The sequence below is a fragment of the Brevibacterium renqingii genome (assembly GCF_017808105.1).
Classification (GTDB): Bacteria; Actinomycetota; Actinomycetes; order Actinomycetales; family Brevibacteriaceae; genus Brevibacterium; species Brevibacterium renqingii.
In genome coordinates this window covers 83,060-102,450 of record NZ_JADBHF010000005.1, presented here as the reverse complement: position 1 = coordinate 102,450, position 19,391 = coordinate 83,060, and the positions used below count along the sequence as shown (strand labels likewise).

The 19,391-nt window shown below is 66.3% G+C and carries 16 protein-coding genes and 1 pseudogene; 6 read left to right on the top strand and 11 right to left on the bottom strand.

The annotated features are described in order from the left end of the window. The first annotated feature begins 43 nt into the window (after positions 1-43). From IHE57_RS06780 to IHE57_RS06770, 3 genes are all read left to right on the top strand, one after another. Entirely contained in the window at positions 44-2,368 is a 2,325-nt protein-coding gene (locus IHE57_RS06780) for a DUF3533 domain-containing protein (protein ID WP_209371915.1), read from the top strand. Between the two features lie 63 nt (positions 2,369-2,431). Then, positions 2,432-3,178 carry an MgtC/SapB family protein gene (locus tag IHE57_RS06775; protein WP_209371906.1) on the top strand — a complete coding sequence of 249 codons (747 nt, stop codon included), beginning with the start codon at positions 2,432-2,434 and terminating at the stop codon, positions 3,176-3,178. Between the two features lie 106 nt (positions 3,179-3,284). After that, positions 3,285-4,166, top strand: coding sequence for an MBL fold metallo-hydrolase (locus IHE57_RS06770; protein WP_366933880.1), 882 nt, complete (start codon positions 3,285-3,287; stop codon positions 4,164-4,166). Between the two features lie 71 nt (positions 4,167-4,237). On the opposite strand, the gene IHE57_RS06765 is transcribed toward IHE57_RS06770, so the two are convergent. The 5 genes from IHE57_RS06765 to IHE57_RS06745 all read right to left on the bottom strand — a co-directional run bounded on the left by IHE57_RS06765 (position 4,238) and on the right by IHE57_RS06745 (position 10,518). Further along, the gene (locus IHE57_RS06765; RefSeq protein ID WP_216629946.1) at positions 4,238-5,389 is read right to left on the bottom strand and encodes a fatty acid desaturase family protein; all 1,152 of its coding nucleotides are present in this window, start codon (positions 5,387-5,389) and stop codon (positions 4,238-4,240) included. 116 nt (positions 5,390-5,505) lie between these two features. Next, a complete protein-coding gene (locus IHE57_RS06760; RefSeq protein WP_209371897.1) occupies positions 5,506-6,186 on the bottom strand; it encodes a response regulator in 681 nt (226 codons plus the stop codon). Then, a complete protein-coding gene (locus IHE57_RS16690; protein ID WP_209371895.1) occupies positions 6,183-7,448 on the bottom strand; it encodes a sensor histidine kinase in 1,266 nt (421 codons plus the stop codon). The genes IHE57_RS06760 and IHE57_RS16690 overlap by 4 nt, the downstream gene beginning before the upstream one ends. A gap of 200 nt (positions 7,449-7,648) precedes the next feature. After that, the gene (scpC, locus tag IHE57_RS06750) at positions 7,649-9,154 is read right to left on the bottom strand and encodes a succinyl-CoA:acetate CoA-transferase ScpC (RefSeq protein ID WP_209371893.1); all 1,506 of its coding nucleotides are present in this window, start codon (positions 9,152-9,154) and stop codon (positions 7,649-7,651) included. A gap of 20 nt (positions 9,155-9,174) precedes the next feature. Beyond that, positions 9,175-10,518: an MFS transporter gene (locus tag IHE57_RS06745; RefSeq protein ID WP_209371891.1), complete on the bottom strand. Its 1,344-nt coding sequence runs from the start codon at positions 10,516-10,518 to the stop codon at positions 9,175-9,177. A gap of 172 nt (positions 10,519-10,690) precedes the next feature. Between IHE57_RS06745 and IHE57_RS06740 the strand changes: the two genes are divergently transcribed. After that, positions 10,691-11,623: a LysR family transcriptional regulator gene (locus IHE57_RS06740; protein WP_209371889.1), complete on the top strand. Its 933-nt coding sequence runs from the start codon at positions 10,691-10,693 to the stop codon at positions 11,621-11,623. Positions 11,624-11,632: 9 nt separating this feature from the next. Here IHE57_RS06740 and IHE57_RS06735 read toward each other — a convergent pair whose 3' ends face one another. Next, positions 11,633-12,568, bottom strand: a complete 936-nt coding sequence (locus IHE57_RS06735; protein WP_209325341.1) for a formylglycine-generating enzyme family protein — start codon at positions 12,566-12,568, stop codon at positions 11,633-11,635. Positions 12,569-12,888: 320 nt separating this feature from the next. Here IHE57_RS06735 and IHE57_RS06730 point away from each other — a divergent pair, with 320 nt between their 5' ends. Continuing rightward, complete coding sequence (locus IHE57_RS06730) at positions 12,889-13,617, top strand: CDP-alcohol phosphatidyltransferase family protein (RefSeq protein WP_209371886.1); 729 nt, start codon at positions 12,889-12,891, stop codon at positions 13,615-13,617. Positions 13,618-13,645: 28 nt separating this feature from the next. Further along, positions 13,646-15,088, top strand: coding sequence for a GTP cyclohydrolase II RibA (gene ribA / locus IHE57_RS06725; RefSeq protein ID WP_209371884.1), 1,443 nt, complete (start codon positions 13,646-13,648; stop codon positions 15,086-15,088). Between the two features lie 313 nt (positions 15,089-15,401). On the opposite strand, the pseudogene IHE57_RS16330 reads toward ribA, so the two are convergent. The 5 genes and pseudogenes from IHE57_RS16330 to IHE57_RS06705 all read right to left on the bottom strand — a co-directional run. Next, positions 15,402-15,872: pseudogene (locus IHE57_RS16330) on the bottom strand (lysylphosphatidylglycerol synthase domain-containing protein); the annotation flags it as partial. Then, positions 15,869-16,759, bottom strand: a complete 891-nt coding sequence (locus tag IHE57_RS06720) for a class I SAM-dependent methyltransferase (RefSeq protein ID WP_209371882.1) — start codon at positions 16,757-16,759, stop codon at positions 15,869-15,871. The gene IHE57_RS06720 and the pseudogene IHE57_RS16330, both read right to left, overlap by 4 nt. After that, positions 16,756-17,811, bottom strand: coding sequence for a glycosyltransferase family 4 protein (locus tag IHE57_RS16685; RefSeq protein ID WP_209325345.1), 1,056 nt, complete (start codon positions 17,809-17,811; stop codon positions 16,756-16,758). Before IHE57_RS16685 ends, IHE57_RS06720 begins: the two co-directional genes overlap by 4 nt. Next, complete coding sequence (locus IHE57_RS06710) at positions 17,808-18,191, bottom strand: 6-pyruvoyl trahydropterin synthase family protein (protein WP_209325346.1); 384 nt, start codon at positions 18,189-18,191, stop codon at positions 17,808-17,810. Before IHE57_RS06710 ends, IHE57_RS16685 begins: the two co-directional genes overlap by 4 nt. Before the next feature lie 57 nt (positions 18,192-18,248). Beyond that, the gene (locus IHE57_RS06705; RefSeq protein WP_209371880.1) at positions 18,249-19,310 is read right to left on the bottom strand and encodes a zinc-dependent alcohol dehydrogenase; all 1,062 of its coding nucleotides are present in this window, start codon (positions 19,308-19,310) and stop codon (positions 18,249-18,251) included. Positions 19,311-19,391 lie beyond the last annotated feature (81 nt).

The following is a 19,391-nucleotide window of genomic DNA, read 5'->3' as shown; positions in this document are numbered from 1 at the left end:
TCGATGAGGATCACAGGATTTCCAGCCCCTCAGGAGGACGGCGATGCCCGACCAGCGACCACGGACGAGAAGAGAGGCCCGCGAGTCCGAGCACTCGGCTGACGGCCTTCCCGCAGACTCGGTCACGACGGCCGACGATCGGGCCGCCGCCACGCGGGAGAAGGCCGAGTTCATCGGTCGGACAGTCGCGATCTTCATCATGCCGCTCATGTTCGTCGGTATGATGATCACGAGCTATCTGGGCACCATGCACTCCCCCACGGCCGATGACATGCCGGTCGTCGTGACCGGGTCAGCTGACAGCGCCGATGAAGTGGAGTTCGCTCTCAACGGCTCCCAGCCCGGTGCGTTCGACGTCGATGTCACCGATGATGCGTATTCCGCCCGAGAGAAGGTCTACGACCGTGAAGCCTCGGGCGCGGTCATCGTCGAAGGCGACACCGCCACGATCGTCACGGCCAGCGGGGCCGGCGTCCAGCAGGCGAACACGGTCGAGCAGCTCGTCCGCCCGGCGCTCCAGGGCGAAGGGTTCGAGATCGAGACCGACGACATCGCCCCGCTGCCGGACAGCGATCCGTCCGACATGGCTGCGATGTTCCTCATGACAGCCATCGTCATGGCCGGCTACATGCCTTTCAGCGTGCTGCGGTCGAATTCTCCCGAGCTGCTGAAGTTCAAGCGCATCGTGCCCATCCTCGCCGGCTGGTCGGCAGCGATAGCCGGACTCGTGTGGACCGTGGCCTGCCCGATCCTCGACGTCGTCGACGTCAAGGACACCGTGGCCGTGCTCGGCATCGCCTGGCTGGGCATCTTCGCCATCTCCACCGTTCAGCTCTTCATCACCCGGCTCGTCGGTGCTTTGGGGGTCATCGTCGGCATCCTCTTCCTCATGGCGCTCGGAATGCCGTCGTCGAACATGGCGATGCCCGTGTACACGATGCCGAGATTCTTCCGCTTCACCCACGAGTTCCTGCCCATGCCGGCGATCGGCGAGTCCCTGCGCTCGGTTCTCTACTTCGACGGTGACGGAGTCACCGGACACCTTCTGGTGCTCGCCCTCGGCGCGGTCGCCGGTCTCCTCCTGACCCAGATCTATGACCACTTCTACGCGAAGCGCAACTCCCATCCGGTGCCGCTCGACGTCAACGTGCCGTCCATCCACGGCGGACGCCGTCCCGATTCGAAGAGCATCCGCTACATCTCGCTGACCCTCTTCCCCCTGGCGATGGTGACAATGATGATCTCGTTCATGCTCGGGGCCATGCACTCGCCGACCCCGAAGGACATGCCCGTTGCCGTGGTCGGGACGTCGACCGAGCAGGCCGACGCCACGATCAAGCAGCTCGACGAGCAGATGGACGGTATGTTCGAGTTCACCGCCGTGGACGACGAGGGCGAGGCCCGGCGGCTCGTCCACGACCGTGATCAGGTCGCCGCCCTCGTCCTGCCCGACGAAGACAATCCGGACTTCGAGCTGCTGGCCAATCAGGCCGGAAACAACGCCTCCTATCGGGTGGTCGTGCAGATCTTCGAGGAGGTCGCCTCCGCGCAGGATGCAGATCTCCATGTCGACGATCTGGCTCCGCTGCCCGATCGGGACAAGAACGGTGTGGTCGTGATGTACATGGCGATGGGTTGGATCCTCGCCGGGTTCATGGTCGTCATCGTCGCAGCGAACGCCAATCCCTGGATCCGCCCGCTCAAACGGATGCTGCCCGTCATCGCCGTCTACGCGCCATTCATGTCCCTGGTCGTCGCGCTCATCGCGGGACCGATCACCGGAGCCGTCGAAGGGCATTTCGCGGCTCTGTGGGGTTCGGGCACCCTTGCCGTCGCGTGCATCTCGATGTTCGCGATGGTATTCGAACGGCTCATCGGAATGTTCGCGATCATTCCGGTCATCGGCACACTCATGTTCGCCGGAGTGCCGTCGTCGAACGGAGCGCTTTCGCAGTACATGGTGCCGGCGTTCTTCTCCACCCTGCACGAATTCCTGCCGATGGCCGCCGCGGTCGAGACGATCCGATCGATCCTCTACTTCGACGGGGATGTCGTCACCGAGCATCTTCAGGTGCTGGGCCTGTGGGGGCTCGTCTCTCTGGCCGTGGTGTTCCTCATCGACGGAATCAGACCACCGCGGACACAGCACGACTTCGGCAACCTGCATCTCGAGCGCGAACGCGAGATCGACAACGAACAGCGGAAGCAGGCTTTGGCACTGGAGGCCGCACCGAGCTCGCACGGCACCCGATCCGCCGAGGCAGGCACCGATGGCCGGACCACGACTGATCCAGCCCGGCACCAGACCGTGCAGGGCTCGGTCATCGATGACCGAAGCCGCGTGGAGTCGATCCCCTCCACCGTCTGACCGAACGTCTGGCCGGTCAGTCTTCTTCCTCACCTCGGCTGTCACGGCTAAGGTGAAGTCACTATGGAGAGTTCATCGGTGTCGCTCGACGGCTTCTTCAGCAGCACCACGGCACTCGAGGCCGAACTGCTGCTGGCCAGCTTCGTGCTGTGTTCGCTCATCGGCTTCGAACGCCAGTTCCGTCAGAAGGCCGCCGGCTATCGCACGCACGTGCTCGTGGGAATCGGCACATGTGCCTTCACCCTGGTCTCGGCCTACGGCTTCGCCGGGGTGCTCGAGAACGACGTGCGGCTCGACCCGTCGCGGATCTCAGCACAGATCGTCTCGGGCATCGGCTTCCTCGGCGCCGGGGTCATCTTCAAGGGCCGCAACATGGTCCGCGGCCTGACCACGGCGGCGACGATCTGGGTGACGGCCGCCGTCGGCATGGCCTGCGGAGCGGGCATGCTGTCGCTGGCGACCATCCTCACGGCCCTGCATCTCTTCACACTCTTCGTCATCGCACCGCTGATCCGCAAGATTCCGAACAGCGACCACGGCCGACTTCTGCGCATCTCCTACCGGGACGGAGAGGGTGTCCTGCGAGACATCCTGGCATTGGCCGGACGGATGGGTTTCTCCAACACCATCGTCGATTCGCGGAAATTCGAGGACGACGATGTTCGAATGGTCACGATCGAGGCGAAGTTCGAGGGCAAACCCCCGCTGCACCTCCTCGTCGCCCCACTCATGGATCTGCCCGGGGTCGACACGGTCAGCATGCGCGAAGATCGCCTCCATTCGGTCGACGACGACGGCGACTCGGTCTGAGCCCGCGCGTGGGTCGCCATCGCCGACCCTGGTCATGAACTCACCCGCGGACTAGGCTCGGTGGGAATCAGTGCTCTCATCGGTCGAGACTCGAGAGGATGGCGTCGTGCCGAACCCGAACAGCGCCGCGGAAAGCCGCTCCGCCTCAGGCCGCGGCCGGGGCGCACAGCTCAGTGATGTGACGATCTGCCGCACGTGCGGGGTGGAGACGACGACGCCGCCTCCGCGGCTGTGCCCGATCTGCGACGATGACCGTCAGTGGGTCCCGGCCTCCGGCCAGCAGTGGGCGACTCGGGACCAACTGGAGGCTGAAGGCCATTCGCTCGTCGTGAAGGAGAGGGAGCCGGGACTCTTCGCCCTCCGGGTCGAACCGAAGCTGGGTATCGGCCAAACCTGCTATCTCGTGCGCACCGAACTCGGCAATCTGCTGTTCGACGTTCCCGCCTACATCGACGCCGAAGCCGTCGCCCGCATCCGCGAACTCGGCGGCATCGCAGCCATCGCTGCGAGCCATCCGCATATGTTCGGCACACAGGTGGAATACAGCGCCGCGTTCGGCGATGCTCCGATCTTCGTCTGCCGTGCCGATCTCGGATGGGTGCAGCGGACGGCCGGCACCATCTGCACCTACTACCACGAGGCGACGCCGCTGCCGGGAACCGTGCTGCGTCGCACCGGCGGTCACTTCGCCGGCAGCGCCGTCGCCGTGTGGACGGCCGAGGACGGGGCCGGAGTGATGTTCAGCGGAGACTCCATCGGCCCGGTCGCCCGAGAAGGCTGGGTGACCTTCATGCGCAGCTTCCCGAACTACCTGCCGCTGTCGGCCGCTGTCGTCCGGCGCATCTCCGCCTCGGTGGCCGACCTCGATTTCGATCGGATGTACGGCAACTTCGGTCAGCACATCGCCACCGGCGCTCACAGTGCGGTCCGGACCTCGGCGGAGCGCTACGCCGAATGGGTCTCCGGAGAACACGACGACCTCACCTGAGGACCCGCAGCGTTCGCCCCCGGACGCCCACATACCCGCAGGTTCGATGATCTCATTGAGGCGCTTCGAGCTCAGCGGGAGCGGAACTGCGCGGTGACCGGGCAGTCGAAGGGATCGGCCTCGCCGAGGCCTACGCGGTTGAGGTAGCGGATGATGATCCTGAAGGATTCGAGGAGAGTGGTCTCCGTGTACGTGATGTCCTTCTGCCGACAGTACTCGCGCACCATCGGCTGCACCTTGTGCAGATTGATGCTCGGCATGCTCGGGAACAGATGGTGTTCGATCTGGTAGTTCAGTCCGCCCATGAGGAACCCCATCGGGCGACCACCTGAGATATTGCGCGACATCAGCGTCTGACGGCGCAGGAAATCGATCTTGACGTCCTTGGGCACGATCGGCTGCCCCTTGTGGTTGGGAGCGAACGAACCGCCCATGTGGACGCCGAAGACCGCGACCTGGACGAGGACGAAGACGCTGCCGATCAGCGGACCAGCGGCCCAGATCGCCAACGCCGGGAACCCGATGAGTCTGATGGCGATGAGGATGCCCTCGGTCCAGCGTCGCTTGATCGACGATTGGCCGCGGAGGATCGCCCTCACCGAATCCACATGCAGCTGCAGTCCCGCCAGCGTCAGCAGAGGCAGGAAGAACCAACCCTGTCGGGCCGCGAACCAAGCGGCGAAACCCGTGCGCTCACGGGCATCCTCGGCGACGAAGACGAGTGCGCCGGGGGCGATGTCACCGTCGACGCCTGCCTTGTTCGGGTTCGCGTGGTGGAGAGCATTGTGCTTCTTCAGCCACCAGCCGTAGCTGAGGCCGATGAAGAGATTGCCGATGATCGTCGAGACCCATTCGCCCGTCTTGCCGTTGGAGAAGATCTGCCGGTGAGCCGCATCGTGGGCGACATAGGCCGTCTGAGTGAACAGCGCACCGAAGACGACGGCGGTGGCCAGCTGCCACCAGCTCTCGCCGACGAAGAAGAGCATCATGAACGCGGCCGCATACCCGAGGCCGAGGAGGCAGAAGCGCAGCAGATTCCATCCCGGGCGTCGGGCGAGCAGACCGGCCTCCTTGACCTGGGCCATGAGGGCGCTGAAGTCGCTTGTGAACTCCTGTTGTGCAGTGCCGCGCCTGGCACGCCGCCGTTCGAGCACCTCGGCGCGGGCGGCCGGGTCCGGAGCGGGAATCGACAAGGGGGTGCTGAGCACTTCGGATGGGTTCATATCCTCAACGCTATGGTTCGCACGCGCATTGCGCGTCACCCCGTGGAGCCGTTTCCCACCCCCTACCCGAGTAGGGGGTCAGCGAAGGGACCGAGCCAGAAGATCTGAGAGCCGTTTCAGAGCTGGGCCCCGGGCACGACCAGACCCGATTCGTAGGCCGCGATGACGGCCTGGGCCCGATCCCGGGCATCGAGTTTGTACAGAATCCGCGAGACATGCGTCTTCACTGTCTGAACGGCGATGAAGAGACTGGCCGCGATCTCCGAATTGGATTCGCCGCGCGCGACGAGCACGAGGATCTCCCGCTCGCGATCCGTCAGCTCCGGCAGGCCGGAAAGCGTCGGGGCCGGGGATGTCCGAGGCGTCGCGGCGAAGTGCTCGATGACGCGTTTGGTCACGCTCGGGGCCAGCAGCCCCTCACCCGAGGCCACGACGCGCACCGCCTCGGCGAGCTCATCGGGCGGAGCGTCCTTGAGGAGGAACCCACTGGCCCCGGCCCGGATCGCGTCGAAGACATAATCGTCGATGTCGAAGGTGGTGAGCATGATGATCCGAGGACCTGTCGCCGAGGCGGCTCGTGAGTCCGCGACGATCGTCCGCGTCGCCTCGATGCCGTCCATCATCGGCATGCGCACATCCATGAGCACGATGTCGGGGGCGCAGTCGGCCGCCATTCTCACGCATTCCTCGCCGTCCTGCGCCTGTCCGACGACTTCGAGGTCGGGATGGGCCTCCAGCAGAGCAGCGAATCCTGCCCGGACCATGGCATGGTCGTCGGCGATGACGATGCGGATCATGCGCGTTCCCGCCTCTCATCGGCCACCGGCCCTGTCAGGCTGAGCGGCAGCACAGCTTCCACTTCGAATCCTCCCGTCGCCGTCCGGCCGCTGCGGATCTCACCGCCGACGGAACCGGCACGTTCGCGCATCCCCACCAGGCCCTGCCCCCGATGCTCTTCGGTCGAAACGGCCTCGGTGGGGCCTTCACCCCGGGTATTGGTCACTAAGATGCGGACCGAAGCGCCATCGCTTCGGATCCTGATGGCGATGTCCGAGTCCCGGGCATGCCGGATCGCATTGCTCAGGGCCTCTTGGATGATCCGATAACCGGCCAACCCGGTGCTGTCGCGCAAGACGGCATCCAAGGGTTCTCCGCGGCGCTCGAGGGTGACTCTCACTCCCGCCTGTCGAGCCTTGTCGACAAGCTCGTCGACGTCGGAGAGCTTCGGCTGCGGGGCCAGTTCGTGTGCCGAATCGTCGTTGCGCAGCACACTGAGCAGACCGCGCATCTCCGTGAGCGCCGCGCGCGCAGAGGTCGAGATGTCCTCGAACTCCTTCGCCACCCCGGCGTCGATCCCTGCATGGCGGAAGGGTGCGCTGGAGGACTGGATGTTGATGATGGACATGCTGTGAGCGACGATATCGTGCAGCTCACGCGCGATTCGGGCCCTCTCTTCGATCGTGACGCGCTTCGAATGCTCCTCGGCGGTGTTCTCCTTCTCCTGCAGCAGCTGGGAGCGGATGAGCTGCCATTGCTGGACGATGACGGCGGCGACGTAGACGCCACCTGCGATGCAGGCATAGATCATGATGTTGATGATCGACGCGTCGGTTCGTTCGAGGTGGAAGAGAGCATGACCGATCACGGCCGCGAGCGCGGACCCGCCTATGCTGCCGAGGAGTGCCGAAAGCGCGATCCCCCAGTGCGCACGCAGGCCGATGATGAGGATGACTGCGATCTGAGTGATCATCACCGGCACCATCCACGGCCAGGACGCATCGGCTGCATGGGGGCCGATCAGCGGCAGCGCGGCGCACGCACAGGACGAGAGGATGGCACCGAAGAGCGGACGCAGCATGGACAGCGGCATCGTTCCGGCGTGGACGACAGTGAGACCGAAGGCCAACGCCACGGGAGCATCATAGACTCCCGCGGCGATCGAGGACTGCACGGCCAGCATGACGATGGCCGCAAAGACGACGACCACCCATGCCAGCGCCGCCGGATTGAGTCTGCGATTCGACGGCAGGAATCTGCCGAACATCTGGTTCACCACCACAGGCGGCCGCTCCCTCCCGCGAATTCGGTCGTCTGATGTGAAGCCGAACCTCGTCCGCGTCCTCAACCGACAGTAGCAAACCGCGCGCGGGCGAAGTCACGGACAATCTTCAGACGATCAGCCTCATCGGCCCCGGGCTGGCCTGGGTGGTGGCCGCCGTGCCGACCTGGCTCGCCGGCTGAGTGAGCAGGACCGGCCCTCTACATCCGTCCGGTGGTCGTGAAGCTCTCGTGCCAGGACAGGGCCTCGCCCAGCAGGTGCGGAGTGTGCCGTCCGTGCGGATTCGCGGCGATCGCCCGCTCGAGATAGTCCGAAAGCCGTTCGCGGTAGTCGGGGTGGGCGCAGGCGGCGATGATCTTCCGGGCTCGTGCCACGGGTGAGAGTCCGCGCAGATCGGCCAGTCCCTGTTCGGTGACGAGGATCTGCGTGTCGTGCTCGGTATGGTCGATGTGGCTGGCGAACGGCACGATCGAGGAGATCGCACCGTTCTTGGCCAACGAGTTCGAGACGAAGAAGTCGAGGTAGGCGTTGCGCGCGAAGTCGCCGGAACCGCCGATGCCGTTGATGATCGACGAGCCCATCACATGGGTGGAGTTCACGTTGCCGTAGATGTCGGCCTCGACCATCCCGTTGATCGCGATGACTCCGAGGCGGCGGATGGCCTCGGGATGGTTCGACATCTCCTGTGTCCGCAGCAGGATCCGGCCTTTGTAGGACTCGATGTTCTCGTTGAAATGGGCTGCCCGTTCGGCCGACAGTGAGAACGCGGTGGCCGACACCGAAGCGAGTTTGCCGTTGTCGAGAAGGTCGAGCATCCCGTCCTGGATGACCTCGGTGTACGCGGTCAGACCTTCGAATTCGCTGTCTGCGAGGTTGCCCATCACTGCGTTGGCGACATTGCCCACACCCGATTGCAGCGGGAGCAGCTCTGGCGGCAGCCGATCGGCCCGGATCTCGTGGCGAAGGAAATCGACGAGGTGATTCGCGATCGCCTTCGAATCGTCATCGGTCGGCTTGAACGGAAGGTTCCGGTCGGGAGCATTGGTCTCGACCACGGCGACGACCTTCGCGGGATCGACACGCAGGTACGGATCGCCGATGCGCTGCATGGGTTCGAGCAGCTGGATCGGCAGACGCTCGGGCGGCCGGCGGGTGCCGTAGTAGACGTCGTGGAAACCCTCGTATGCACGCGGGTGCCATTCGTTGACCTCGAGGATGACCTTGTCGGCCAAGTCGAGCCACGTCTTCGAGTTGCCGACCGAGCTGCCGGGCACCAGAAGCCCGTTGGGCAGGATCGCAGCGACCTCGACGACGGCGATATCGAGGTTTCCGTAGAAGCCGAACCAAGCCTGCTGCGCCGAATGGCTGAGGTGGGTGTCGACATACTCGGTGCCGCCGGAGTTGATCGAGGCCCGCATGTCCGGATCGGACTGGAACGGCAGCCGTTTGCTCACCGCCTGCGCCTCTGCGAGCACTCCGTCGAGTTCCGGCGCCGTCGAAGCGCCGGTCCACAGCTCGACGCTGAAGTCGTCTCCGCGCTCGTGCGCAGCACGCGCCCGATCCGCCACCGCGCCCGGCACTGCCTTCGGATACCCCGAACCGGTGAATCCGCTCATGGCCACTCTGTGGCCGTTGTCGATATGGCTGGCCGCCTCGGCGGCGGAAGCGGTCTTCGTTCTCAGCTCCGGGCACGTGATTCTCGACATGGTCCGAAGTCTATCGGGCGCTATGGCTCCAGCACCGAGGCGGTCCCGCCAGGTCGTGCCGCTTGGCTCGAGCGGTCGGCCGTGGTGCTTTCCCGGATGGTCCCGCTATCGCCCTCCCTTCCGTCTTCTGCAGACATCGCGGAAGCAGCGCGCGACTGCCGCACCACGGTTTGCGCCAGGACGGGAACCGGAATGGCGACGATCGTCGCCAGCAGCAGCGCCAGAGTGAAGATCATCGTGGCCACCACCAGCGGCATGCTCAGGGCCAGGATTCCGACGACGACCGCTGGGGCCCCCGCTCCGGCGTAGAAGGCCAGATACAGTGCCGCGGAGATTCCTGCGCGGTTCTTCGTCGGAGTGAGCACATCGACCTCACGATTGGCTCCCCAATAGCTCAGACCGTGCCCGGTACCCGTTGCCACGGCGGCGATCACCATGATCGCTGTCACCCCATCGGGTCCGATCGTCGGCAGATTCGAGCCCAGGAGGAGGGCCGCTCCGAGTCCCATGAGGGTGAGACCCAGCGTCTGCGCGGCTCGGGGGCGGAACTTCGGCGCCACCAGCTGGCTCGCCGTCGAGACCACCAGGACCGAACCCACGATGACTCCCGAGGACAAGGTTCCCGACTTCGGAAGAATCGACTGTGCCATCGATGGCAGCAATGCGAGGAAGAGGCCGAGTGCCGTCCAGCCGACGAATCCGGTCAGAGCGGCGATGTTGAAGTTCATGCGCATGGGGCCGGGCACCGACGGCCACGTCGGTCGCCATCGCTGTCGAGTGAACGGACGATGCAATGGCATCGCCGCGATCAGAATCATCACGATGGCGGTCATCGCGCACATGACCATGAAAGGCAGCACCAGAGGGGCGCCGCTCAGCGCTGAGACGGCTCCCGCCAGAATCGGGCCGAGGCCCGAGCCCAGAACGAACGAGATCGTCGCCGAGGTCGTTCCCAACCAGGCCTTCCGAGCCGGTGAGGCTTCGACCATCAATGCGATTCCGGCGCCTGTGCCCAAACCGAGTCCGATGCCCACAAGCGCCCTTCCGGCGAAGAGGCCTGCAGTCCCCAGGCCGTTGAGCCCGAATCCCGCAGTGCCCAGTCCGACCAGACCGATCGCAGCCAACAGGACCGGCTTGCGACCGAACGCATCCGCCGCCGACCCGAACAGCAGCAGCGACGGCAGACAGCTGAGGACATAGGTCGCATAGAGCGCGGTCATCAGCGTGTCGGACATCCCATAGGCGTCCTGCAGCAGCGGATACAGCGGGCTGGCCATGTTCGCGGCCGCCGAGAGCACCAGCAGGACCAGGGATCCGAACCACATCTGACGCCTCGACCCTCTGATGCGTGCGTATTCGGGCATCCGGAACCTCCTTCGTCTCATCGGTCTGAATGCGCGCTCAGTGGCGCGGGCCGCTTCCGCAGGCTCTGCGCTGCCGACCTCGTGGTGTTGCGAAGCTGCTGTTCCAGCATGGGCCCGAACGAGTACTGTTGTCTATCGCAAGAATTTCCACTGAATCATTCGATAGGACCGCATGATCGACAGTCGGCTCACCATGTTGAGCATGATCCAACGGCACGGCACCATCACCGCGGCGGCCCATGCCCTTCGGTATTCGCCATCGACCGTGTCCCATCAGGTCAGACAACTCGCCGAGGAGCTCGGTGTCACATTGCTCGAGCAGTACGGACGCAACGTCCGGCTCACGCCGGCGGCCGCCTCGCTGCTGGGCCATGTGGACGCCATGTCCGCGGAATGGGAATCGGCTCTGGCCGATCTCGGACGCTTCTCAGAAACGGTGTCGGGCAGGCTGGGTCTCTGCGGTTTCTCCACCGCTGCGGCACTCCTGCTGCCGCCGACCATGCAGGTGCTCAATGCGAAGTTCCCTCATCTGCAGACGCAGACCATCGAGGCCGAACCCAGCGAGTGCTTCGACTTCCTGCTCTCCGGTGACGCGGACGTCGGCGTCATCGTGGCCGCTCCCGGCATCCCCGCCGGAGGAGACGAACGCTTCAGTCAGCACTTCCTCATCGATGATCCTCTCGATCTCATGGTCCCGCTCGACCATCCCTTGGCCGATCGGAAATCCGTCACGATCGGCGACACCGTCGAGGAGACTTGGATCCTGGGCCGGCCCGGCACCACCTACCATCAGCTCCTCATGGCCAGCTGCGCGGCGGCCGGGTTCACCCCGCGCATCGGCCACTTCGCCAATGATTGGAACACCGGGACCGCGCTCGTCTGCGAGGGCTTCGGCGTCTGTGTCGCATCTCGCCTGTCACGGTCCCAGGATCTCCACCCCGTCCGACGGATCCCACTCAGCGGCGACAACTCGCCGTCCCGCCATATCGCCGCTGTCACCCGCGCCGGCGCGGATTCCCGCGAAACCGTTCGCTTCACGCTCGAGACACTGGCGGATCAGACGCAACGGCTGATGAGCCGACTCGGCCACGACCTGAAGCACTGAAGTCGATGATCACCGAGGATCGCGCACGATGCGGAATCCGATGTTCGACGCCGAGGAGTCGGGAGTGTTCGACGACCTCGCGGCCACTCTGTAGCGATTGCAGTAGGAGTCGTGGCAGAGGAACGATCCCCCGCGCATGACCCTCTTCTCCCCCGTGGCAGGGCCGGGCGGGTCGGTCTGGGGCGAGCGCTGATAGTAGTCGCGGTCGAAGTAGTCGGAACACCATTCCCAGACGTTGCCGACGGTGTTGTACAGCCCCAAGCCGTTGGGGGAGAAATGCCGGGCAGGAGCAGTGCCGATGAACCCGTCTTCGAGGGTGTTGCTGCGCGGGAAGTCGCCTTGCCAGATATTGCAGTTCCACTCTCCGTCGACGAGCAGCCGGTTGCCCCACGGGTAGCGTCGTCCCTTGAGGCCGCCGCGGGCGGCGCACTCCCATTCGGCTTCGCTCGGCAGTCGGACGCCCGCCCAGGCGCAGTACGCCAGGGCATCGTCCCAACTGATATGGACGACCGGGTGCCCTCGGCGGTCGGCGACATCGGAGCCCGGGCCTTCGGGAGCCGCCCAGTTCGCCCCGGACACTTCGACCCACCAGGGCACGCCCGGCGCTTGCCCGAGCACGTGGCTGCGCGCCTGCGGGTTCGTCTCGAGGAGCATGGCGAACACCGCGGAGGTGCCCAGCCGTTCTGCGGTGGTGACGAACCCCGTGTCCTCGACGAAGCCCGCGAAGTCCTCGTTCGTCACGCTCGTCGTCGCGATCTCGAAGTCGCTGAGACTCACCCGATGGCGAGGCCCTTCGCCGTCGGCCGGATGACCGTCGCCGAACGGGTCGCCCATATCGAAGGTGCCGCCTACGGTCACGAAATCGAAACTGAAGTCCTTCGCCTCCGCTGTTCGCTCGCCGCTTCGACAGGCCGCGCCGACCGCCGTGCCTTCGGCCTTGCTCATTCGCTTCGCGGCGGGCGCACAGCAGGTGTGTGCGAGATCGCCGAGGCCAGCCTCGGATCCGTCGGCCGTTCCGTTCACGTGTGCGCACCCCTCATTTCGGTTCTCACTGTCGAACCACCATACGACGTCCAGACACGCAACGCCCTCAGCGCCTTCGACGCCGCACACCCGGCGGTCGTTCGAATTCCCCTCGCGAGCGAGCAGGCTCCCCTGACTGGCGGGCGATGTCCTAGGGTGAAGTTGTCAGGGTTGCCGGTTCGCGTTCGCCCATGTCGAGACCGCGGACCGGACACCTCGGATCGGGCGAGGAAAGGACCTCGATGCTGCTGCGACGAGGAGTGAACACCGCCGGAGCACTCCGCATCGACGTCCTGTCGATGCTGCTGCTGACCGCCTCGGCGATCATCGGCGTCTTCGTCCGACCGCACCCCCTGACCGTGCTGGTCGTCGTCTTCATCGGCGCCGTCGGTGCCGGCCCTCGGCTCTGCACAGGCAGGCCGTGGTCACCGGCCGATGCGATCACGGCCGCCCGGCTGGGGATCATCACCATCTGCACGGCGGCCATGATCTTTCAGCCGGGGCTGAGCTGGACGGCTGTGACTTTGGCGGCGTCAGCGCTGCTGCTCGATGCCGGCGACGGTTTCGTGGCCCGCCGGACCGTGGTCACCGCTGCGGGTGAGGCATTCGACGAGAGGGTCGACGCCCTCTTCGTCCTCATCCTCTCGGTATCTCTCGTTCCGCTCTGGGGACCGTGGACGATGCTGCCGGGGCTCTACTACTACGGTTTCAAGGCCATCACATCTCTGCGCGCACGCTGGCAGCAGAAGCTGCCCCATTCCCGAGTGCGCAAGATCGTCGCGGCCGCCCAGGGGATCCTCCTCGTCACGGCCGGCTCTCCCTTGGCACAGGCCCATACCTGGCTCGGCTGCACCGCGGCCGGCATCGCTCTCACAGCCCTCACCTGGTCATTCGCTCGTGACATCATCTGGCTCGAGCGCGGCGCGTCAAGGCCGGCCATCTCCGATGCGACGAAAATTCGGACCCCGTGACCACACGGTTCTCTCTTATACTGCTCATATGACTTCGATGCACCGCCGCTCCGTCCCGCCGCCCCTCGTCGTCGGACCGAGCAGCTCCCTGCCGACCGAACATGGGACGTTCACCATCAGGTCATTCACCCACAACGGGATCACGCATGCCGTCATGAGCATGGGCAGCCCGGAGAAGAGGGACGCTCCCCTGGTGCGGGTGCACAGCGAATGCCTCACCGGAGACGCCCTCGGCTCACATCGCTGCGATTGCGGAGACCAGCTCACCGCGGCGCTCGCCGCCATCGCCGCCTCCGGTCACGGGCTCCTCATCTACATGACGCAGCACGAGGGACGCGGAATCGGTCTCGCCGCGAAGCTGCAGGCCTATGCCCTGCAGGACGGGGGTCTCGACACGGTGAGCGCGAACCGGGCTCTCGGTCTGCCCGACGACGCTCGGGACTACGATGCCGCGGCCGCGGTTCTGCGCGAACTCGGCTGTCCGCGCATCCGACTCCTTTCGTCGAATCCGAGCAAGCAGGAGGCTCTGGAGGCGCTGGGCATCGAGGTCGCCTCACGGGTGCGGCTGCCTGTGGCCGACCGGCCGGAGAACAGCAGATACCTGATGAGCAAACGGCTGCGGATGAACCATGACGTTCCCTCCCACCTCGAGGAGGAGCTCACCGCGGTGCCATCGACGAGGCAAGCCCGCCATGAGCCGCCTGTCAGCTCGCATCTTCCGCTCAACGGAAGGGATGTCTACGACACTCTCTCGGACGAGGCGGAGGTGGTCGCTCAGCTGGCACAGAGCCAGGACGGGTTCATCGCCACGAGCACCGGCGACGCCTGTTTCGTCTCCGGCCGCACCGACCGGACACACCTCCATCGGGTTCGGGCCAGCGTCGGGGCGGTCCTCGTCGGGGCTCAGACGGTCATCGCGGATGATCCGCAGCTGACAGTGCGGGCGGTCGAGGGCGAGAATCCCGTGCGCGTCGTCCTCGATCCCCGGGGACGTGTGCCGACGGAGTCCACGGTGCTGCGCACCGGTCCTGCTGCGACGCTGTGGATGATCGGCGCCGAGGCGACCGTGGGTTCCGACGTCGGGGATCATGTGCGCGTCGTCCGGCTCCCACCGATGGGAGCCGGAGAGACCGCAGCCCCGCAGACGGTCATCGCACTCATCCGCGAACATGTGCCCGGCTCCATCCTCGTCGAAGGAGGTGGCCGCACCGTCTCGAGGTTCCTCTCCGCCGGAGTCCTCGACCGGCTCTTCCTCACCACCGCACCGGTCTTCATCGGCGACGGTGTGCCGGGAATCCGCTTCGAGGGTTCTGAGGTGATGGCCCAGGCGCTGCGCACACCGTTCCGTCGCTTCGAGCTCGGCGAGGACATCTGCACCGAATACCTGCTGAGTCCTGCGGCAGTCGAGCATTCTTCGCAGGCTCCGGTCCCGAACTCCGTGACCGTCGGCTCGACGCCGTCCACAGGGTGACAGTCCCCGGCAGGGTGGAGAGCATCGCGAGCAGGCCGTAACCGGTCGAGGCCGTCACGGCCGCCTCCATCGACACTGCCGCTCCGGCGGCGACGAGGCTCACGCTCAGCTCCCGCACGCCCCAGCCGCCCACACCGATCGGCAGGCTCATAGCCGCGAGACCGACGACGGCGAGAACGGGAGCAACCGGTCCCCCGAGCGCGACCATGGCAATGAGGAAGAGCGCGAAAAGAGCCGCCATGCCCAGCGCCGAGGACAGCCAGACGATGAGGCTGCGCCGCCATTCCATCCCCCGCATCCCGAGCAGTGAGATGACCAGAGTTGTCACGGACACCGCCGCGGCTGCGAGCGCCGCCCGGGTCGACACTGCGATGAGGCTGAGGGCGGCAGCGGCGAAGAGCAGGGTCGTCGCACTCAGACGCTCGGCACCGACGGCGGTGAGCGGCGAGAGCCACTTCTTCGCTCCCGTATGCCGGTAGACGGCCACGCGTGCGAGGTCGCCGCCGAGTCCGCCGGGCAGGACCATATTCAGCAGACTCGAGGAATAGCAGTCGGCGAGTGCGCGCGACCAGGCGATGTGCGTGCCTTTGAGCGCCAGCAGCAGCTTCCACCGCAGCGCCTGAGCACCGGTCATGATGAATCCGCAGACCAGGGAGGCCAGGATCGTCCAGACATTGAGCACCTCCCATCCGTGGAGAAGCGCCTGGGCGCCGACGAGGCGGACCGTCAGTGCCAGCAGCACGACGGTGAGGAGGAGGGCGAGGAGCCTCTTCGCCCAGGTCATCGCCGTGAGGTTCTGCTCGCGTCGATGAGCACGTCGCGGTGGCCGACTGTGACATCGAGCCGCGCGTCCAGCTGTCGGAGGCGATCGGCGCACCACTGTTTGCCGGTCTCGGCCAGCTCCGGGTCTTCGTCGACGGCGGCCTCGATGCGTTCGGTGAGGAACCGAGCGAGGAATTCGCGGTCCTCGGGTGCCTGCAGTCTCCACGGGCTCGACCCGCTCATGACCTCGGCGCCGCGCGCCCGCGCCAGGGCCATGAGCTCGTCGGGCGCGTCACAGCCGAGTCGGCCGACGCGATGCTGGTGGGCGGTGAAGGCCGCGTCGAGCAGGGCATCGTGCTGGTGGGCGGGGTCGAGGGACCAGCCGCCGGTGATGCTGAGGAGGAAGAGACCGATTCCGGCGAGTTCGTCGAGCGTGCGCACGATTGCGTCCAGATCCGCCGAGGTGAGCACGTCGAGCAGAGCGCTGCACGTGAGAAGCAGATCCGGTCGCTTCTGTCGCACGGGCTCTGCGGCGGCTCCGGCTCGGTCCGCTGCCGTGCGGTGAAGATCGACGGTGAGGAGGCCGCGAGCGATGTCGGGAAGCGCCGAGATCGGTCCGCAGACGGTGCGGGCCTGCGGCAGCGATCGTCCGGCGAGGTCGAGTGATGCTCGGTCGGCGTCGAAGAGGACCCACGTGAGCTCGCGGCCGGGCAGACGTTCGCGCAGCCGGACGTCGAACCAGCGGGCCGAGTTGCCCGTGCCCGCGCCGATATCGATGACGAGCAGCGGTTTGTCGTCCTCGGGACCGAGGGCCGCGACGGCGCGGTCGAGCAGCGGCAGCGACTGCTGTCTGGCCGCATCGTCGACGGTCAGCCGCAGGTCGAGCCAGTCGGGTTCGGCAGCAGTCATCGTCGGTGTCCTGCGAGCGCACCGAAGACGTCCGCCGCTGTCTGATCCCAGCCGCGTACGGCTTCTTCCCTGCGCTGCTGCGCCTCTGCGCGCAGCTGCACCCTGAAGTGCTCATCGTCCATCCAGCGTCGCAGAGCCCGAGCCCATGACTCGCGATCGGCAGGCAGGCTGAGGCCCGACCGGAGAGGTTCTTCGGCCCCGGTGCCGGAGGTGACGAAGGAGGGGATCCCGGCGGCCGCGGCTTCGGCGACGACCATCCCGTAGGCTTCCGAGCGGGAAGGCAGGAGCAGAAGGTCCGCGCTTCCGTAGAGTGCGTCGAGCTCGTCCTCGGCGAGTTCGCCGACGACCTCGGCTCTGCCTTCCGGGAGGTCTGCACAGGCTGTGCGCAGACGATGCGCATAGTCGGCCTCGACGATCGGTCCGGCGAAGGTGCAGTGCCAGGAGGTGAGCCTTCCTCGGTCATCTCGACCGCGCTCGTCAGCGATGATGGCCCGAAGTGCCTCGGTGATGAGCAGCTGCCGCTTGTTCTCCGTGACCGCCCCGATGCAGATGAAGTGTCCTCCCCCGCTTCCGGTCGCCTGGGCTCGCGCGGGATTGCCCGGTGGGGCCGCCTCGGCGTGGATTCCGTATCGGGAGGACAGCATTTCGGCAGTGAACCGGCTCGTCGTGATCACGCCCGCAGCCGACATCAGCGCGCGTCGTTCCTTCTCGAGCGCGGCAGACCACCGGCTTTGCGAGGCGGTGCCGGTCTGTGCGGCATCGTCGGCGGCCAGGGAATGGACGAGCACATGCACGCCCGCAGCCACACCTCGCCCGGGCGGTCTCGTCAGGTCGGGCAGGCCGGTCGCGATGAGTCCGTCGAGGAGGACGGGGCCGGGGGCGGCCTCGATGAGCGCGGCCACCGCAGAGGCCTCTGCTCGGCCGGGGCGGTCCCAGCAACCGGGCACAGTGTGGCGGACGATCGCGGCTTCGGCCGCCTCGGCGAGGGCCCGGTTGTAGGCCAGTCCCCCGCTGATGCGCCCGAGTTCGGGTTCGATGAGGTGGACCCTCACGGACGTCCCGGAACGGTGTAGGCGATGGAGGCGCGCGGGTTCTCGCGCAGGTCGAGCCGGATGCCGACGTCCGGTCGGTCGGCCAGGGCGTCGGAGAGCCGGTGGCCGATGTACTCGGCGACGGCTTCGGTGGTGCTCAGGCGTCCGCGGAAATCCGGATGCTCATCGAGGTTGGCATAGCGCAGCGGTTCGAGTGCCGCGTCGAGGAGGCTCATCGCCTCACCGATGTCGAGGACGACCGAATGCTCATTGAGATCCGCACGGCTGAAGGTCGCCTCGACGGCGAGGGTCGCTCCGTGCATCGCCTGCGCCGGTCCGAAGAATTCGTGCGGCAGACTGTGGGCGATCATCACGTGGTCGTTGACGGTCAGACTGAACATCGTCTCCTCCTCAGATCTCGGGGCCGCGGATATGGACCGACCCCGGTTGTCGGCTGGTCATCGGCGCGTGGGGCCGCTCGCGTTCTCGGTGACTTCCCCGGCCTGGACCGCGCCGGGATCCGCGCCCTCATCGGCCCGAGAATAGTCGATGACGTGGCACAGGGTCTCGGCCGCAAGCTCTCCGCCTGAGCAGAGTGCCTCCATCAGACTCGGCAGCTCGCACCACGAAGAGGAACCGGTGAGCAGCGCATCGAAGCGATCGTCTTCGAGTGCCCTGAATGCCGCCTGCATCCTCTGCCTCCGAGTGCGCCGCGCCCGATGCCCGGCGGCGACCTCGCCGACCTGGGAGGCGATGATGCTGAGGCGACGAGCATGGAAGTCGGCTCCCAACGGCACGGTGGGGCTGTCGTCTCCGTACCAGGACGCTTCGACCAGCGTGGCGTCGTCACCGGTGATCTCGAGCCCCCGTGCCAGACCGTTCTGGTGGCCGGAGGTGTGGATGACGACGTCGCAGTCGCCCGCGGCTTCTTCCGGTGCCACGGCAGCGAGTCCGAGGGCACTGAGCTGCGCGCGACGGCTGGGGCTGCTGTCAACGACTTCAAGACGGTCGAGCGGCATGCGGGAAGCCAGCAGCGCCGTGGAGGCGCCGATCATTCCGGCGCCGACGATCGCGACGCGGTCGGCGATGCGCGGGGGGTGCTGCCAGAGTATGTTGATCCCGGTCTCGACGGCTCCGGCCAACAGTGCCCGATGGTCGCCGATTCCGTCGGGGACGGCGTGGATGTCATCGACTGGCACGACGTGATGGCTGTGGTGGGGCAGGAGACCGAAGACCCTGCGCCCGATCCACTCGGCGGGACCTTCGTCGACGATCCCGACGGCGAGATAGCCGTAGGAGACGGGGAACGGGAACTCGCCGAGCTGGTGGGGTGCGCGCATCAGTCCTGCGATCCGGGCGGGGATCCCTCCGGTGTGCACGAGCGTCTCGGTGCCCTTCGACACCGCCGAGGCAGTCGTGCGGATCCGCACTTCCTCCCCTGACCGCGGATCCGCATGCGGGGTCGGCACCTCGCGCCAGCCCCCTTGCCGCGCGGCTTCGGTCCAGTACTGCCAAGCCATACTGCGATCCTACAGGTGGTGCCCCGATCAGTGGGGACCGAAAAGGCCGCTGCCGTGATCGGCCGTGTGCTCCCACCGGCT

Coding starts and splice junctions, on each gene's coding strand:
- IHE57_RS06740 (WP_209371889.1), top strand. CDS start 10,691: ATGATCGACAGTCGGCTCACCATGTTGAGCATGATCCAACGGCACGGC.
- IHE57_RS06710 (WP_209325346.1), bottom strand. CDS start 18,191: ATGTTCAGTCTGACCGTCAACGACCACGTGATGATCGCCCACAGTCTG.
- IHE57_RS06775 (WP_209371906.1), top strand. CDS start 2,432: ATGGAGAGTTCATCGGTGTCGCTCGACGGCTTCTTCAGCAGCACCACG.
- IHE57_RS06780 (WP_209371915.1), top strand. CDS start 44: ATGCCCGACCAGCGACCACGGACGAGAAGAGAGGCCCGCGAGTCCGAG.
- IHE57_RS06705 (WP_209371880.1), bottom strand. CDS start 19,310: ATGGCTTGGCAGTACTGGACCGAAGCCGCGCGGCAAGGGGGCTGGCGC.
- IHE57_RS06720 (WP_209371882.1), bottom strand. CDS start 16,759: ATGACTGCTGCCGAACCCGACTGGCTCGACCTGCGGCTGACCGTCGAC.
- scpC (WP_209371893.1), bottom strand. CDS start 9,154: ATGTCGAGAATCACGTGCCCGGAGCTGAGAACGAAGACCGCTTCCGCC.
- IHE57_RS06765 (WP_216629946.1), bottom strand. CDS start 5,389: ATGAACCCATCCGAAGTGCTCAGCACCCCCTTGTCGATTCCCGCTCCG.
- ribA (WP_209371884.1), top strand. CDS start 13,646: ATGACTTCGATGCACCGCCGCTCCGTCCCGCCGCCCCTCGTCGTCGGA.
- IHE57_RS06760 (WP_209371897.1), bottom strand. CDS start 6,186: ATGATCCGCATCGTCATCGCCGACGACCATGCCATGGTCCGGGCAGGA.
- IHE57_RS06735 (WP_209325341.1), bottom strand. CDS start 12,568: ATGAGCAAGGCCGAAGGCACGGCGGTCGGCGCGGCCTGTCGAAGCGGC.
- IHE57_RS06730 (WP_209371886.1), top strand. CDS start 12,889: ATGCTGCTGCGACGAGGAGTGAACACCGCCGGAGCACTCCGCATCGAC.
- IHE57_RS06745 (WP_209371891.1), bottom strand. CDS start 10,518: ATGCCCGAATACGCACGCATCAGAGGGTCGAGGCGTCAGATGTGGTTC.